Origin of the sequence: Streptomyces ferrugineus (assembly GCF_015160855.1) — a bacterium.
GTDB classification, from domain to species: domain Bacteria; phylum Actinomycetota; class Actinomycetes; order Streptomycetales; family Streptomycetaceae; genus Streptomyces; species Streptomyces ferrugineus.
In genome coordinates, this window is the sequence record NZ_CP063373.1 from 2,744,553 (window position 1) to 2,758,993 (window position 14,441).

16 protein-coding genes and 1 pseudogene are annotated in these 14,441 nt (G+C 69.5%); 12 read left to right on the forward strand and 5 right to left on the reverse strand.

Translation table 11 applies throughout. The features are described 5' to 3' along the window. Window positions 1-111: 111 nt before the first annotated feature. The 4 genes from IM697_RS12470 (at window position 112) to IM697_RS12485 (ending at window position 3,382) form a co-directional block, all read left to right on the forward strand. Entirely contained in the window at window positions 112-1,080 is a 969-nt protein-coding gene (locus IM697_RS12470) for a heme o synthase (RefSeq protein ID WP_407699624.1), read from the forward strand. A 58-nt stretch (window positions 1,081-1,138) separates the two neighbouring features. Beyond that, the gene (locus IM697_RS12475; RefSeq protein ID WP_194047557.1) at window positions 1,139-1,429 is read left to right on the forward strand and encodes a hypothetical protein; all 291 of its coding nucleotides are present in this window, start codon (window positions 1,139-1,141) and stop codon (window positions 1,427-1,429) included. 87 nt (window positions 1,430-1,516) lie between these two features. Further along, window positions 1,517-2,623 (forward strand): amidohydrolase family protein, encoded by a 1,107-nt coding sequence (locus IM697_RS12480; protein ID WP_194047559.1) that lies wholly within the window; start codon window positions 1,517-1,519, stop codon window positions 2,621-2,623. 18 nt (window positions 2,624-2,641) lie between these two features. Continuing rightward, window positions 2,642-3,382 carry a nucleotidyltransferase domain-containing protein gene (locus IM697_RS12485; protein WP_194047561.1) on the forward strand — a complete coding sequence of 247 codons (741 nt, stop codon included), beginning with the start codon at window positions 2,642-2,644 and terminating at the stop codon, window positions 3,380-3,382. Here IM697_RS12485 and IM697_RS12490 read toward each other — a convergent pair. The 4 genes and pseudogenes from IM697_RS12490 to IM697_RS45880 form a co-directional block, all read right to left on the reverse strand. After that, window positions 3,337-4,350, reverse strand: a complete 1,014-nt coding sequence (locus IM697_RS12490; protein WP_194047563.1) for a COX15/CtaA family protein — start codon at window positions 4,348-4,350, stop codon at window positions 3,337-3,339. The genes IM697_RS12485 and IM697_RS12490 overlap by 46 nt on opposite strands. 64 nt (window positions 4,351-4,414) lie before the next feature. Continuing rightward, entirely contained in the window at window positions 4,415-5,131 is a 717-nt protein-coding gene (locus IM697_RS12495) for an ABC transporter permease (RefSeq protein ID WP_228044930.1), read from the reverse strand. A 50-nt stretch (window positions 5,132-5,181) separates the two neighbouring features. Further along, complete coding sequence (locus IM697_RS12500; RefSeq protein ID WP_194047567.1) at window positions 5,182-6,105, reverse strand: ABC transporter ATP-binding protein; 924 nt, start codon at window positions 6,103-6,105, stop codon at window positions 5,182-5,184. 45 nt (window positions 6,106-6,150) lie between these two features. Beyond that, window positions 6,151-6,782 (reverse strand): annotated as a pseudogene (locus IM697_RS45880) (AAC(3) family N-acetyltransferase). Between the two features lie 161 nt (window positions 6,783-6,943). On the opposite strand from IM697_RS45880, the gene IM697_RS12510 reads away from it, so the two are divergent. From IM697_RS12510 to IM697_RS12545, 8 genes are all read left to right on the forward strand, one after another. Then, window positions 6,944-7,696 (forward strand): helix-turn-helix transcriptional regulator, encoded by a 753-nt coding sequence (locus IM697_RS12510; RefSeq protein ID WP_194047569.1) that lies wholly within the window; start codon window positions 6,944-6,946, stop codon window positions 7,694-7,696. Then, window positions 7,693-9,117, forward strand: a complete 1,425-nt coding sequence (gene sufB, locus IM697_RS12515) for a Fe-S cluster assembly protein SufB (protein ID WP_194047571.1) — start codon at window positions 7,693-7,695, stop codon at window positions 9,115-9,117. Before IM697_RS12510 ends, sufB begins: the two co-directional genes overlap by 4 nt. Window positions 9,118-9,204: 87 nt before the next feature. Continuing rightward, the gene (gene sufD / locus IM697_RS12520; RefSeq protein ID WP_194047573.1) at window positions 9,205-10,389 is read left to right on the forward strand and encodes a Fe-S cluster assembly protein SufD; all 1,185 of its coding nucleotides are present in this window, start codon (window positions 9,205-9,207) and stop codon (window positions 10,387-10,389) included. Further along, window positions 10,386-10,703, forward strand: coding sequence for a non-heme iron oxygenase ferredoxin subunit (locus IM697_RS12525; protein ID WP_194047575.1), 318 nt, complete (start codon window positions 10,386-10,388; stop codon window positions 10,701-10,703). Before sufD ends, IM697_RS12525 begins: the two co-directional genes overlap by 4 nt. Before the next feature lie 7 nt (window positions 10,704-10,710). Continuing rightward, window positions 10,711-11,475 carry a Fe-S cluster assembly ATPase SufC gene (sufC, locus tag IM697_RS12530; protein WP_194047577.1) on the forward strand — a complete coding sequence of 255 codons (765 nt, stop codon included), beginning with the start codon at window positions 10,711-10,713 and terminating at the stop codon, window positions 11,473-11,475. After that, on the forward strand, window positions 11,472-12,728 hold the full coding sequence (locus IM697_RS12535) for a cysteine desulfurase (protein WP_194047579.1): 1,257 nt from the start codon (window positions 11,472-11,474) through the stop codon (window positions 12,726-12,728). The genes sufC and IM697_RS12535 overlap by 4 nt, the downstream gene beginning before the upstream one ends. A gap of 16 nt (window positions 12,729-12,744) precedes the next feature. Then, complete coding sequence (sufU, locus tag IM697_RS12540) at window positions 12,745-13,212, forward strand: Fe-S cluster assembly sulfur transfer protein SufU (RefSeq protein ID WP_019756812.1); 468 nt, start codon at window positions 12,745-12,747, stop codon at window positions 13,210-13,212. Beyond that, the gene (locus IM697_RS12545) at window positions 13,209-13,541 is read left to right on the forward strand and encodes a metal-sulfur cluster assembly factor (RefSeq protein ID WP_053655099.1); all 333 of its coding nucleotides are present in this window, start codon (window positions 13,209-13,211) and stop codon (window positions 13,539-13,541) included. The genes sufU and IM697_RS12545 overlap by 4 nt, the downstream gene beginning before the upstream one ends. A gap of 58 nt (window positions 13,542-13,599) precedes the next feature. Here the strand turns inward: IM697_RS12545 and IM697_RS12550 are convergent, their stop codons facing one another. After that, on the reverse strand, window positions 13,600-14,427 hold the full coding sequence (locus IM697_RS12550; RefSeq protein ID WP_194047581.1) for an AbfB domain-containing protein: 828 nt from the start codon (window positions 14,425-14,427) through the stop codon (window positions 13,600-13,602). Window positions 14,428-14,441: the final 14 nt, after the last annotated feature.

Below are 14,441 nucleotides of genomic sequence, written 5' to 3' on the forward strand. Positions count from 1 at the left end.
CTCCGTTCAACACGACCCGACCCCCGCGAATGTCCGGGTCTGGGCAACGTCTACAGTGGCGTGGTACGCGCGAGCCTTTACCGGGACTTCACACGGTTCAGGCTTGCTGGGATGTCTCTGTCAGGGGTGTGCGTGACGGCCGTTGAATCCCGTCCAGCGGGGATTATCGGGACGAGCCAGAGCCCGAGCCGGCGGCCGATCGGGGCCCGGGTCAAGGCGTTCGTGGCGCTGACCAAGCCGCGGATCATCGAGCTGCTGCTGATCACCACCGTTCCGGTGATGTTCCTGGCCGAGCAGGGCGTGCCCGACCTCGGCCTGGTGCTGCTCACCTGCGTCGGCGGCTACCTCTCCGCCGGCGGCGCCAACGCGCTCAACATGTACATCGACCGTGACATCGACGCGCTCATGGACCGCACCTCGCAGCGCCCGCTGGTCACCGGAATGGTCAGCCCGCGCGAGTGCCTGGCCTTCGGCATCACGCTGGCGGTCGCCTCCACGCTGCTGTTCGGCCTCACCGTCAACTGGCTGAGCGCCTGGCTCTCCCTGGGCGCGCTCCTCTTCTACGTCGTCGTCTACACGATGATCCTCAAGCGCCGTACGTCGCAGAACATCGTGTGGGGCGGCATCGCGGGCTGCATGCCGGTGCTGATCGGCTGGACGGCCGTGACGAACTCCCTCACCTGGGCGCCGCTCATCCTCTTCATGGTCATCTTCTTCTGGACGCCGCCCCACTACTGGCCGCTGTCCATGAAGGTGAAGGACGACTACGCGCGCGTGGGCGTGCCGATGCTCCCGGTCATCGCGTCCAACAAGGTCGTCGCCAAGCAGATCGTCATCTACAGCTGGGTGATGGTCGCGGTCTCGCTCCTGCTGACGCCGCTCGGCTACACGGGTTGGTTCTACACCGCGGTCGCGCTGGGCGCGGGCGGCTGGTGGCTGTGGGAGGCGCACGCGCTGCAAAGCCGCGCGAGGGCGGAGGTGACGGGCGCGAAGCTGAAGGAGATGCGCCTGTTCCACTGGTCGATCACCTATGTGTCGCTGCTGTTCGTCGCCGTCGCGGTGGACCCGTTCCTGCGCTGACGCAGGTCACAGTGGACTGCTCTCGCCAGCCGATCTACTCGTGAGTAGCATCCTGGTCATGGCAGACAAGGTGGCCAAGCTGGCCAAGCAGATCAACACCTTCGCGAAGTCCCGCGGCGGCGCCGAGGCCCAGGTCGCGTACCTCGGACAGCGCGGTGCCCGCATCGTGCTCGTCGGCGAGGACGGCGGCTGGGGCGACCTGGTGGCGCCGTCGTACGAGATCGCGGAGCAGGCGGTGGCGAAGTCCGGGGTGACGGCCCACGAGTCCTTCGACGGCGAGTTCGCGGCGAAGGTGAAGACGGGGCCGTACGAGTGGAAGAGGATGGCCGGCATCCAGATCGGCGGCTGAACGGCCGAGCTTCCGCATTTCGCAACACCAACTCGCCGGTTCACCCGTTAGGACGTGTAAGAGGCGTCCACACACGGGGAGAACCGGATGATCGACACGCCGTCCCTCGTGGACCAGTACTGCCACGGCGTACTGCGAACGGAGCTGGGCCTCGGCACCTTCGAGGCCCAGCTGGCCCGCACCGAGGGCCCACCCGCACCGGGGACGACGCTCTTCGACACCCAGACCGGTTTCGCCGTACGACGGTGGTGTCCGCCGTTACTCGGCCTGGAACCGCACTGTCCCCCCGCCCGCTATCTCGCCCGCCGTCGTGAACTGGGCGTACTGGAAGCGGGCCGCCGGCTGCTGCGCGGCAGCGGCATCACGACGTATCTGGTCGACACGGGGCTGCCCGGCGACCTCACCGGCCCCTCCGAGATGGCCTCCACGGGCAAGGCCGACGCCCGCGAGATCGTGCGGCTCGAACTCCTCGCCGAACAGGTCGCCGACACCTCCGGCACCGTCGAGTCCTTCCTGGCCAACCTCGCCGAATCGGTGCACGGCGCGGCCGGGAACGCGGTGGCCTTCACCTCGGTCGCGGGCGTACGGCATGGCCTGGCACTGGCACCCGAGCCGCCGGGGCCGGGGGAGGTGCGGGGCGCGGCGGGGCGCTGGCTGGCGGCGCGCGGCGTCGGCGGTGAGCTGAGCGACCCGGTGCTGCTGCGGCACCTGCTGTGGATCGCGGTGGCGTCCGGACTGCCGCTGCAACTGCACGCGGGGCTGGGCGCGCCGGGCCTGCGCGTCGACCGCACCGACCCGGTGCTGCTCACGGACTTCGTCCGCGCCACGGCCGGCCTCGGCACCGACCTGATCCTGCTGCACGGCTACCCGTACCACCGCCACGCCGCCCACCTGGCCGGCGTCTTCCCGCACGTCTACGCCGACTCCGGCGCCGCCCTCATCCGCACCGGCGCCCGCGCGGCCACGATCCTCGCCGAGATCCTGGAACTGGCCCCCTTCGGCAAGATCCTCTTCTCCAGCGGCGCACAGGGCCTGCCCGAACTGCACGTCGTGGGCGCCCGGCTGTTCCGCGAGGCCCTCGCCAGGGTGCTCGGCGGCTGGGTCGCGGAGGGGGCGTGGTCGTCGGTGGACGCCCAGCGGGTGGCGGCGATGGTGGCGTCGGGAAACGCGCGCAGGGTGTACGGGCTGGGCTGAGCTGTACAGGATGAGCGCATGAACAGGACCGATGCCTTACTCGACCGCTTCCTGTCCCTGCTGTCCGAGCTGGAGCCGCTCGCCGTCTGGGCCCACGGCTCGCTCGGCGGGGGCGACTACCAGGAGGGCCGCAGCGATCTGGACCTGGTCGCCGTACTGAAGGAGCCGATCGGCGTGCGGACCGCCTGGCGGGTGGCCCTGGTGCACGCGCGGCTGCGTGACGCGCCGCTCGCCGGGCTGCTGCACTGCAGCTATCTCACGCTCCCCACGGCGGACGGCGCGGACCGGCGGCACCTCACCTGGGCGCACAAGGAGCTTTTCAAGCGGCCGGTCAGCCCGGTCACCCGGCGCGAACTGCACACCTTCGGCCGTGTGCTGCACGGCGAGGCGCCCGCGGGCCTGCTGCCGCCGGTGACGGACCGGGAGCTCGCCGACTTCGTCGTACGCGACCAGCGGGACTTCTGGCGCCCGGCCGTGGACAACGTCCCGCTGTGGACCCGGGACGTGTGGGTCGCCCTGGGGCTGATCACCTTCGCCCGGGCGAGCGTCACCGCGCGCGAGGGCCGGCTGATCTCCAAGCGCGAGGCGCTGGATCTGCTGCCCGGACTCGGGGCACCCGTCGAGGTCGTCGAGGACATCCGCGCACGCCGCTACGACGACGCGGCGCCGCCCACCGAGGAGTGGGCGGCGCGCAGGGCCGGGCTGGCGCGGGACTACCTGGGGCCGGCGATCGACGCGCTCGTGGCGTCGTACGACTGAACGGGCAGGTCGGGCACCGGCACCTCGGGCCGCTCCCGCAGGGCGAGCAGCACCCGGAGGGTGGCGATCCACACCACGGCCGAGCCGAACATGTGCAGGCCGACCAGGAGTTCCGGCAGGTCCGTGAAGTACTGGACGTAGCCGATGACGCCCTGGGCGAGGAGGATCAGGAAGAGGTCGCGGGTGCGGTTCAGCGGGCCCTTCGGGGCGTCGACCGCCTTGAGGACGAACCACAGGGCGAACGTCAGCGTGACCACGATCCAGGCGAGCACCGCGTGCAGCTTGGTGACGTTCTCCCAGTCCAGCGGCATCCGCTCGACCTCGCTGGAGTCGCCCGCGTGCGGGCCCGCGCCGGTGACCACCGTGCCGACCAGGATCAGCAGCGTCGAGGCCGCGACCAGGAACCACACCAGCTGCTGGACCGCCCTGCCGACCAGCGGGCGCGGCGCCGCGTCGCCCTCCCGGGTGCGCTGCCACATCACCGTGGCGACCGCGATGAGCGCGGAGGTCGCCACGAAGTGGGCCGCGACCGTGTACGGGTTGAGGCCGACCAGGACGACGATGCCGCCGAGCACCGCGTTGCTCATCACGATCCAGAACTGGGCCCAGCCCAGCCGGGTCAGGCCGCGCCGGTACGGCTTCTCGGAGCGTGCCGCGATGATCGCCCAGCCGACGGCGGCGCACAGGACGTACGTCAGCATGCGGTTGCCGAACTCGATGGCGCCGTGGACACCCATCGCGCTGGTGGCGGTCAGCGAGTCGTCGGTGCACTTGGGCCAGGTCGGGCAGCCGAGCCCGGATCCGGTGAGGCGTACCGCGCCGCCGGTGACCACGATGACCACCGACATCACGAGCGCGGAGAGAGCCGCCCGTTGGACCGTCCTCGGGGTCGGGGTCCAGCGTGCGGCGATGAAGGCGAGCGGGTTGCGCACGGCCGCCACGGCGTCGGCGCGGGTCACGTTTGGCACGCGCCCTATCGTAGGCGGCCGCTTGTGCACGCTTTCACGAGGGTCGGCACCAGGCCCTGGGGACCTACTCCCAGCGGAAGAACTTCCCGGCCGCCGCCAGCCCGACGACCGCCCATGCGGCCAGGATGCCCAGGTCACTCCAGGGCATCCCGGCGCCGTGCTGGAGCACGTCCCGCAGCCCGTCCGACAGCGCCGAGATCGGCAGCAGGCCGAGCACGTCCTGGGCGGCGGCGGGGAACTTGTCCAGCGGCACGATCACCCCGCCGCCGACGAGCAGCAGCAGGAAGACCAGGTTGGCGGCGGCCAGTGTCGCCTCCGCCTTGAGCGTGCCGGCCATCAGCAGGCCGAGCCCCGAGAAGGCGGCCGTGCCCAGGATCAGCAGGAGCACGACGGCTGCCGGACTGCCGTGCGGCGACCAGCCCAGCGCGAAGGCGATCACCGTCAGCAGCAGGATCTGCAGCACCTCGGTGATCAGCACCGACGCCGTCTTCGCCGTCATCAGGCCCCAGCGGGGCAGCGGTGAGGACGCCAGCCGCTTCAGCACGCCGTACCGGCGCTCGAAGCCCGTGGCGATGGCCTGCCCCGTGAACGCCGTCGACATCACGGCGAGCGCGAGGACGCCGGGGGTGAGGAAGTCGACGGCCTCGCCGGCTCCCGTGTCGACGATGTCCACCGAGCTGAAGAGGGCCAGCAGCAGGGTGGGGATCACGACGGTCAGGAGCAGCTGCTCGCCGTTGCGCAGCAGCATCTTCGTCTCCAGCGCCGCCTGCGCCGTGATCATGCGTGCCAGTGGAGCCGCGCCCGGCCTGGGGGTGTGGATGCCGGTGGTCGTCACGAGCGCAGCTCCTTGCCGGTGAGCTCCAGGAAGACGTCTTCGAGTGTGTGCCGCTCCACCGAGATCCGGTCCGGCATCACCCCGTGCTGGGCGCACCACGACGTCACCGTCGCCAGCAGTTGGGGGTCGACCTTGCCGACGACCCGGTACGAGCCCGGCGTCAGCTCCGCGGCCGAGCAGTCGGCGGGCAGGGCCTTGAGCAGGGACCCCACGTCGAGGCCGGGGCGGCCGGTGAAGCGCAGGGTGTTCTCGGCGCCGCCCCGGCACAGCTCCTCCGGGGTGCCCTGGGCGATGACCCGGCCGGCGTCGATGATCGCGACGGCGTCGGCGAGCTGCTCGGCCTCGTCCATGTAGTGGGTGGTGAGGATCACGGAGACACCGTCGGCGCGCAGGTCACGCACCAGGTCCCAGGTGGCCCGGCGGGCCTGCGGGTCGAGGCCGGCGGTCGGTTCGTCCAGGAACACCAGCTCCGGGCGGCCGACCACGGCCATGGCGAGCGCGAGCCGCTGCTGCTGGCCGCCGGACAGGCGGCGGTAGGCGGTCCGGCCGCAGCCGCCGAGGCCGAGCCGCTCGATGAGGGCGTCGACGTCCAGCGGATGGGCGTGCAGCTTGGCGACATGGCGCAGCATCTCGTCCGCCCGCGCGCCCGAGTAGACACCGCCGGACTGGAGCATCACGCCGATCCGGGGCCGCAGCTCACCGGACTGTCTCACCGGGTCGAGCCCCAGGACGCGCACCGTGCCGGAGTCCGGCCTGCGGTATCCCTCGCAGGTCTCCACGGTCGTCGTCTTGCCCGCGCCGTTGGGTCCGAGTACGGCGGTGACGCCCGCCTGGGCCACCAGGTCGAGACCGTTCACCGCGGTTTTGTCGCCGTACCGCTTCACCAGGGCCTGGACCTGGAGCACGGGCTCAGTTCGCATGGCTCCAGAGTCTAGGTAGGCGCCGGGTCCCCCGAACGGCCGGGTTCACATCTCCTGCGCGCGAGGCCGATGGATCTCCAGCCACCGCGCCGCGTAGGCCACCGCGTCCGCCACCGGAAACAGCCGTACGTCGGCCGCGCCCACCTTCCCGCGTACGACGGGCCGGCCCGTCGGCCCCGGCCGTCCCACCTTCACCAGCGGTGACGGGATCCGGTACTCGGCGAGATGGAAGCCGGTGCCAGGGAGCTGCGCCACTGAGCCTGACGGTGCTGGCCCGCGCTGTCAGCGAGCCTGGGCATCGGTACCCAGGTCGCTCGCGCAGCCCGGCGCTGGTGGGTGCCGCTGCGCCCACCCGTGCCGCCCCAGCGGCACGACTGCCCGCAGCTACGCCAGTGGTGGTGCTCGGCGGGTGTCGGCGCCGGTCAGCGAAATCCAGCCCGTCCGGCGTTTGAGGACGAGGCCGTTCAGGCCGAAGCGGGGTCTGGGGGCGCAGCCCCCAGAGGCGCGCCTATCGCCGATCGGCTCAGCCGCCGGAGGCTTCCGCCGCAGACCCAGCCGAGGGAGCTGAGCGAGGAGTGCACGAGGAGCGTCTCACCGGTTTGGACGCCCAGCTCGCGAAGTTCCGCGGCGAGGGTGTCCCGAGTGACAAGAGGGCCGGTCGGAGGGGGTGTGGGCATGGTTCCGGAGTGTCCCGGAAGGTGCCTCGCGGCGCCACCGATTTGATCGATCAAAGATCGTTTCCGCAGGTCAGATTAGGTATGCCTAAGTGACGTAGGGCACCGTCGAGGGGAGCGGACGCGGCTTGCCTGGCTTTGAGGAATTACGCAACAATGGCGTTGTGAAAAACGTCGGCGAGGCTCGGGAGACCCCCATGGGAACCCCTCAGGAGGAGCTCGCGACCGGGGAGCGTTCAACACGCAACCGGGTCGCGCGGTCCATCCTGGACCACGGCCCGTCGACCGTCGCCGAGCTGGCCGGCCGGCTGGGACTGACCCAGGCCGCCGTACGCAGGCATCTGGACGCGCTGGTCGCCGACGATGTCGTGGAGGCGCGGGAGCAGCGGGTGTACGGCGCGCGTACGCGCGGGCGTCCCGCCAAGGTCTTCGCGCTCACCGACTGCGGCCGTGACGCCTTCGACCAGTCGTACGACAAGCTCGCCGCGGACGCCCTGAAGTGGATCGCCGAGCGCGAGGGCGGGAGCGAGGCGGTCGCCGCCTTCGCCCGCGACCGGATCGCCGCCCAGGCGAGCGCGTACCGCAAGGCGATCGAGGCCGTCAGCCCGGACAAGCGCACCGAAGCCCTGGCCAAGGCCCTGAGCGCAGACGGGTACGCTGCAACGGCGCGCAGCGCACCCCTCCCTCAAAAAGGCGAGCAGCTCTGCCAGCACCACTGCCCGGTCGCCCATGTCGCGGAGCAGTTCCCCCAGCTGTGCGAGGCGGAGACGGAGATCTTCGCCGAGCTGCTCGGAACGCACGTCCAGAGACTGGCGACCATCGCGCACGGCGACGGCGTCTGCACGACGTTCATCCCGAAGATTTCCCACATTTCTCATAACGCATCTGCAAGCACGGCCGGGAGGAACCCCGCATGACTCTCCCCATCGAGGAGACTGCCCACCCTGAGCTCGAAGGCCTGGGCAAGTACGAATACGGCTGGGCGGACTCCGACGAGGCCGGTGCCGCTGCGAAGCGCGGTCTGAGCGAGGCTGTCGTCCGCGACATCTCCGGCAAGAAGTCGGAGCCGGAGTGGATGACCAAGCTGCGCCTGAAGGGCCTGAAGCTCTTCGAGAAGAAGCCCATGCCGAACTGGGGCTCGGACCTGTCGGGCATCGACTTCGACAACATCAAGTACTTCGTGCGCTCCACGGAGAAGCAGGCGGAGTCCTGGGAGGACCTGCCCGAGGACATCAAGAACACCTACGACAAGCTGGGCATCCCGGAGGCGGAGAAGCAGCGCCTGGTCGCCGGTGTCGCCGCCCAGTACGAGTCGGAGGTCGTCTACCACCAGATCCGCGAGGACCTGGAGGAGCAGGGCGTCATCTTCCTCGACACCGACACCGCGCTGAAGGAGCACCCGGAGCTCTTCAAGGAGTACTTCGGGACCGTCATCCCGGCCGGTGACAACAAGTTCGCCGCGCTGAACACCGCCGTGTGGTCGGGCGGCTCCTTCATCTACGTGCCGAAGGGCGTGCACGTGGAGATCCCGCTGCAGGCCTACTTCCGGATCAACACCGAGAACATGGGCCAGTTCGAGCGGACCCTGATCATCGTCGACGAGGGTGCCTACGTGCACTACGTCGAGGGCTGCACGGCACCGATCTACAAGTCGGACTCGCTGCACTCCGCGGTCGTCGAGATCATCGTCAAGAAGAACGCCCGCTGCCGCTACACGACCATCCAGAACTGGTCGAACAACGTCTACAACCTGGTCACCAAGCGCGCCGTCGCCTACGAGGGCGCGACCATGGAGTGGATCGACGGCAACATCGGCTCCAAGGTGACGATGAAGTACCCGGCCGTCTACCTGATGGGCGAGCACGCCAAGGGCGAGACCCTGTCCATCGCCTTCGCGGGCGAGGGCCAGCACCAGGACGCCGGCGCGAAGATGGTCCACATGGCGCCGAACACCTCGTCCAACATCGTGTCGAAGTCCGTGGCGCGCGGCGGTGGCCGTACCTCCTACCGCGGTCTGATCGAGATCGGCGAGGGCGCTCCGGGTGCGAAGTCCAACGTGCTCTGTGACGCTCTGCTCGTCGACACCATCTCCCGGTCGGACACCTACCCGTACGTCGACGTCCGTGAGGACGACGTCTCCATGGGCCACGAGGCGACCGTCTCCAAGGTCTCCGAGGACCAGCTCTTCTACCTGATGAGCCGCGGTCTGAGCGAGGACGAGGCGATGGCGATGATCGTGCGCGGCTTCGTCGAGCCGATCGCCAAGGAGCTGCCGATGGAGTACGCCCTTGAGCTCAACCGGCTGATCGAGCTGCAGATGGAAGGCGCGGTCGGCTAAGGCCCGCCATCCGGTACAGCAGCAGGCGGCCCGCCCCCGCGGCGGGCCGAAGATCGCAAACGTAGGAAAGAGAGCAGACCGACAGCCATGGCTGAGGCTCAGAACATCCCGGTGGGATCCACCACCGCCGGCTCGATCGCGGTCGCCGCGGAGTCGACCGTCGTCTCGCGCATGAGCGCGCCCCCGTCCTTCGACGTGGCGGACTTCCCGGTCCCGCACGGCCGTGAGGAGGAGTGGCGGTTCACCCCGCTGGAGCGCCTGCGCGGTCTGCACGACGGCACCGCCGTCGCCACCGGCGAGGGCCTGAAGGTCGAGGTGCAGGCCCCCGAGGGCGTCACCGTCGAGACCGTCGGCCGCGACGACGCGCGACTCGGCAGGGCGGGCACCCCGGTGGACCGGATCGCCGCCCAGGCGTACTCGGCGTTCGAGAAGGCCGGCGTGGTCTCCGTCCCCAAGGAGACGGTCCTCGCCGAGCCGATCCGCATCGCCGTGCACGGCGAGGGCGGCACCGCCTTCGCCCACCAGGTCATCGAGCTGGGCGCCTTCGCCGAGGCCGTCGTCGTCATCGACCACACCGGTGACGCCGTGCTCGCGGCCAACGTCGACTACCTCCTGGGCGACGGCGCCAAGCTGACCGTCGTCTCCGTCCAGGACTGGGACGACAAGGCCGTGCACGTGGCCCAGCACAACGCCCTCATCGGCCGGGACGCGTCCTTCAAGTCGGTCGTCGTCACCTTCGGCGGCGACGTCGTACGGCTGCACCCGCGCGTGACGTACGCCGGCACCGGCGGCGAGGCCGAGCTGTACGGGCTGTACTTCACCGACGCCGGGCAGCACCAGGAGCACCGTCTGCTGGTCACCCACAACACCCCGCACTGCAAGTCGAACGTCGCCTACAAGGGCGCGCTCCAGGGCGACGACGCGCACGCCGTGTGGATCGGCGACGTGCTGATCGAGGCCAAGGCCGAGGGCACGGACACCTACGAGATGAACCGGAACCTGGTTCTGACCGACGGCGCCCGCGTCGACTCCGTGCCGAACCTGGAGATCGAGACCGGCGAGATCGTCGGCGCGGGTCACGCGAGCGCGACCGGCCGCTTCGACGACGAGCAGCTCTTCTACCTGATGGCCCGCGGCATCCCGGAGCACGAGGCCCGCCGTCTCGTCGTCCGCGGCTTCTTCGCCGAGCTGGTCCAGCAGATCGGCGTCGACGACATCGAGGAGCGCCTCCTCGCCAAGATCGAAGAGGAGCTGGAGGCGTCGGTCGCATGACGTACGTACGCGCCTGTGGGCTGAGCGAGCTGGAGGAGGACACCCCGAAGCGGGTGGAACTCGACGGCACGCCGGTCTCGGTCGTACAGACCGAGGGGGAGGTGTTCGCCATCTACGACATCTGTTCCCACGCGAACGTCTCGCTCTCCGAGGGCGAGGTGGAGGACTGCCAGATCGAGTGCTGGCTGCACGGCTCCAGCTTCGACCTCCGCACCGGCAAGCCGTCCGGCCTCCCCGCGACGCGCCCCGTCCCCGTATACCCCGTAAAGATCGAAGGGGACGACGTTCTCGTCTCCCTCACCCAGGAGTCCTGAGGCACCCATGGCAACGCTTGAAATCCGAGACCTGCACGTCACCGTCGAGGCCGACAACGCCACGAAGGAGATCCTCAAGGGCGTCGACCTCACCGTGAAGCAGGGCGAGACGCACGCCATCATGGGCCCCAACGGCTCGGGCAAGTCGACCCTCGCCTACTCCCTCGCGGGTCACCCGAAGTACACGATCACCGAAGGCACCGTCACCCTCGACGGTGAGGACGTCCTGGAGATGTCCGTCGACGAGCGCGCCCGCGCGGGCCTGTTCCTGGCGATGCAGTACCCGGTCGAGGTTCCCGGCGTGTCCGTGTCGAACTTCCTCCGCACCTCCGCCACCGCCATCCGCGGCGAGGCCCCCAAGCTGCGCACCTGGGTGAAGGAGGTCAAGGAGGCCATGGAGCGCCTCAACATGGACCCGTCCTTCGCCGAGCGCAACGTCAACGAGGGCTTCTCCGGCGGTGAGAAGAAGCGCCACGAGATCCTTCAGCTCGAACTGCTCAAGCCGAAGATCGCGGTCCTCGACGAGACCGACTCCGGCCTGGACGTCGACGCCCTGCGCGTCGTCTCCGAGGGCGTGAACCGGGTCCGTGAGAGCGGCGAGGTCGGCACCCTGCTGATCACCCACTACACGCGCATCCTGCGCTACATCAAGCCCGATCACGTCCACGTCTTCGCGGCCGGCCGTATCGCCGAGTCCGGCGGCCCCGAGCTCGCCGACAAGCTGGAGGCCGAGGGGTACGAGGCATACACGAAGGGTGGCGCATCCGCGTGACACAGCTGCCGGGCCTCCTCGACACCGAGGCGCTCCGCAAGGACTTCCCGATCCTGGACCGCGTCGTCCACGACGGCAAGAAGCTCGTGTACCTGGACAACGCGGCGACCTCGCAGACGCCGCGCCAGGTGCTCGACGTGCTCTCCGAGTACTACGAGCAGCACAACGCCAACGTCCACCGTGGCGTGCACGTCCTCGCCGAGGAGGCCACGGCGCTGTACGAGGGCGCGCGCGACAAGGTCGCGGAGTTCATCAACGCGCCCTCGCGTGACGAGGTGATCTTCACCAAGAACGCCTCCGAGTCGCTCAACCTCGTGGCCAACATGCTCGGCTGGGCCGACGAGCCCTACCGCGTCGACCACGAGACCGAGATCGTCATCACGGAGATGGAGCACCACTCCAACATCGTCCCGTGGCAGCTGCTCGCGCAGCGCACGGGCGCGAAGCTGAAGTGGTTCGGACTCACCGACGACGGCCGCCTCGACCTGTCCAACATCGACGAGATCATCACCGAGAAGACGAAGATCGTCTCCTTCGTGCTGGTGTCGAACATCCTGGGCACCCTCAACCCGGTCGAGGCGATAGTGCGCCGCGCGCAGGAGGTCGGCGCGCTGGTCTGCATCGACGCCTCGCAGGCGGCGCCTCACATGCCGCTGGACGTGCAGGCGCTGCAGGCCGACTTCGTGGCCTTCACCGGCCACAAGATGTGCGGCCCGACCGGCATCGGCGTGCTCTGGGGCCGTCAGGAACTCCTGGAGGACCTGCCCCCGTTCCTGGGCGGCGGCGAGATGATCGAGACGGTGTCGATGCACTCGTCGACGTACGCTCCCGCCCCGCACAAGTTCGAGGCGGGCACGCCCCCGATCTCGCAGGCTATCGGCCTGGGCGCGGCGATCGACTACCTGGGCTCGATCGGCATGGACAAGATCCTCGCCCATGAGCACGCGCTCACCGAGTACGCGGTGAAGCGGCTGGCGGAGGTTCCCGACCTGCGGATCATCGGCCCGACCACGGCCGAGGACCGTGGCGCCGCGATCTCCTTCACGCTCGGCGACATCCACCCGCACGACGTGGGCCAGGTCCTCGACGAGCAGGGCATCGCGGTCCGGGTCGGCCACCACTGCGCCCGCCCCGTGTGCCTGCGCTACGGAATTCCTGCGACCACCCGAGCGTCGTTCTATCTGTACTCCACGCCGGCCGAGATCGACGCTCTGGTGGACGGCCTGGAGCACGTACGGAACTTCTTCGGCTGACGGGACGAGCGATCGCATGAAGCTGGATTCGATGTACCAGGAAGTCATCCTGGACCACTACAAGAACCCGCACGGGCGTGGTCTGAGGGATGGCGACGCCGAGGTGCACCATGTGAACCCGACGTGCGGCGACGAGATCACCCTGCGCGTGAAGTACGACGGCACGAAGATCGAGGACGTCTCGTACGAGGGCCAGGGCTGTTCCATCAGCCAGGCGAGCGCGTCCGTACTGAACGAGCTCCTCGTCGGCAAGGACCTCTCCGACGCGCGGAAGATCCAGGAGACCTTCCTGGAGCTGATGCAGTCCAAGGGGAAGATCGAGCCCGACGACGCCATGGAGGAGGTCCTGGAGGACGCGGTCGCGTTCGCCGGGGTCTCCAAGTACCCGGCCCGGGTCAAGTGCGCCCTCCTGAGCTGGATGGCGTGGAAGGACGCGACGGCCCAGGTGCTGGGCGGAGCCGACGCCGAAAGGAAGACGGCATGAGTGACACCGTGGAGATGAAGCCGGCCTCGGAGGAGGAGCTCCGTGAGGCCCTGATGGACGTCGTCGACCCCGAGCTGGGCATCGACGTCGTCAACCTCGGCCTGATCTACGGCATCCACGTCGACGAGTCCAACATCGCGACCGTCGACATGACCCTCACCTCGGCGGCCTGCCCGCTGACGGACGTCATCGAGGACCAGGCCAAGTCCGCCACGGACGGCCTCGTCAACGAGCTGCGCATCAACTGGGTCTGGATGCCGCCGTGGGGCCCGGACAAGATCACGGACGACGGCCGCGAGCAGCTTCGGGCGCTCGGGTTCAACGTCTGAGACTCCCGCGCGCGCAAAAGCGGCGGCACCCTGCCCGGGTGCCGCCGCTTCTCCGTGCTCAGGCCAGCCCGTCCACCAACCGGAAGGACGAGTCCGCCTGGTACAGGGAGCTGTGGTCGTAGCGCTCCATGCGGATGACGAAGTTCTTGTGCCGCAGGAAGTAGCCCGGGTAGTTGACCGACTCCAGCATGGCCGCGCCGGAGTGGTAGGAGCCGCGGGGGCAGAACGTGGCGTCCTGGGCGAACAGGGCGGAGCCGTCGTTGCGTTCGGCGCGCAGGACGAAGCTGCGGTGGCGCAGGTACTGGCCGTCGTCCGTGGCGAAGGACAGACAGGAGCCGTTGGCCAGGCCCTTGACCTGCCTGAACGTGGAGTCCTGACGGGACGTGGAGCCGCCGACCCGGTTCAGGGCCACATAGCCGTCGCTCACCTGCCAGTAGCGGTCGGGGTAGTTGACCGAGCGTATGGAGCGCCAGGTGTCGCCGGACGGGGGCTTCGGGGTCGCCGACGGTGAACCAGCCTCGTGGGAAGGCGGTTTGGACGGCTCCGGCGCGGGCTTGGGGGATGCGGCGCCCGTCCGGCCGGGCGCCTTCGCCGGCCGTTCCGTCGACAGGCCGCTCTTGCCCTTCGGGGGAGTCGTCTGCGACGGGGTGGCGAAGGAGATCAGGCCCGGGACGGTCGTGTCGTCGGCGGAGGGCCCGGCCGAAGCCGATTTACCGTCAGAAGCCCTGTCCGTCACGGCGATCGCCGTGATGCAGGCGATGATCGTCGCCAGCGCCATTCCTCCCGCCAGCCACAGCCGGCGCGTCCCCGGTGCCCGCGAGGTGTCCGGGGCCCAGCCGTTCTCCCAGGGCTGCTCCTGGGACGGCCGGGACTTGTCTTCTGGCATGCGGTGTTCCTCCA

What these genes read in the sequence shown, in the direction of transcription:
- IM697_RS12470 (WP_407699624.1), top strand. Translation starts at nt 112, where the DNA reads ATGTCTCTGTCAGGGGTGTGCGTGACGGCCGTTGAATCCCGTCCAGCG.
- IM697_RS12475 (WP_194047557.1), top strand. Translation starts at nt 1,139, where the DNA reads ATGGCAGACAAGGTGGCCAAGCTGGCCAAGCAGATCAACACCTTCGCG.
- IM697_RS12480 (WP_194047559.1), top strand. Translation starts at nt 1,517, where the DNA reads ATGATCGACACGCCGTCCCTCGTGGACCAGTACTGCCACGGCGTACTG.
- IM697_RS12485 (WP_194047561.1), top strand. Translation starts at nt 2,642, where the DNA reads ATGAACAGGACCGATGCCTTACTCGACCGCTTCCTGTCCCTGCTGTCC.
- IM697_RS12495 (WP_228044930.1), bottom strand. Translation starts at nt 5,131, where the DNA reads ATGATCACGGCGCAGGCGGCGCTGGAGACGAAGATGCTGCTGCGCAAC.
- IM697_RS12500 (WP_194047567.1), bottom strand. Translation starts at nt 6,105, where the DNA reads ATGCGAACTGAGCCCGTGCTCCAGGTCCAGGCCCTGGTGAAGCGGTAC.
- sufB (WP_194047571.1), top strand. Translation starts at nt 7,693, where the DNA reads ATGACTCTCCCCATCGAGGAGACTGCCCACCCTGAGCTCGAAGGCCTG.
- sufD (WP_194047573.1), top strand. Translation starts at nt 9,205, where the DNA reads ATGGCTGAGGCTCAGAACATCCCGGTGGGATCCACCACCGCCGGCTCG.
- IM697_RS12525 (WP_194047575.1), top strand. Translation starts at nt 10,386, where the DNA reads ATGACGTACGTACGCGCCTGTGGGCTGAGCGAGCTGGAGGAGGACACC.
- sufC (WP_194047577.1), top strand. Translation starts at nt 10,711, where the DNA reads ATGGCAACGCTTGAAATCCGAGACCTGCACGTCACCGTCGAGGCCGAC.
- sufU (WP_019756812.1), top strand. Translation starts at nt 12,745, where the DNA reads ATGAAGCTGGATTCGATGTACCAGGAAGTCATCCTGGACCACTACAAG.
- IM697_RS12545 (WP_053655099.1), top strand. Translation starts at nt 13,209, where the DNA reads ATGAGTGACACCGTGGAGATGAAGCCGGCCTCGGAGGAGGAGCTCCGT.
- IM697_RS12550 (WP_194047581.1), bottom strand. Translation starts at nt 14,427, where the DNA reads ATGCCAGAAGACAAGTCCCGGCCGTCCCAGGAGCAGCCCTGGGAGAAC.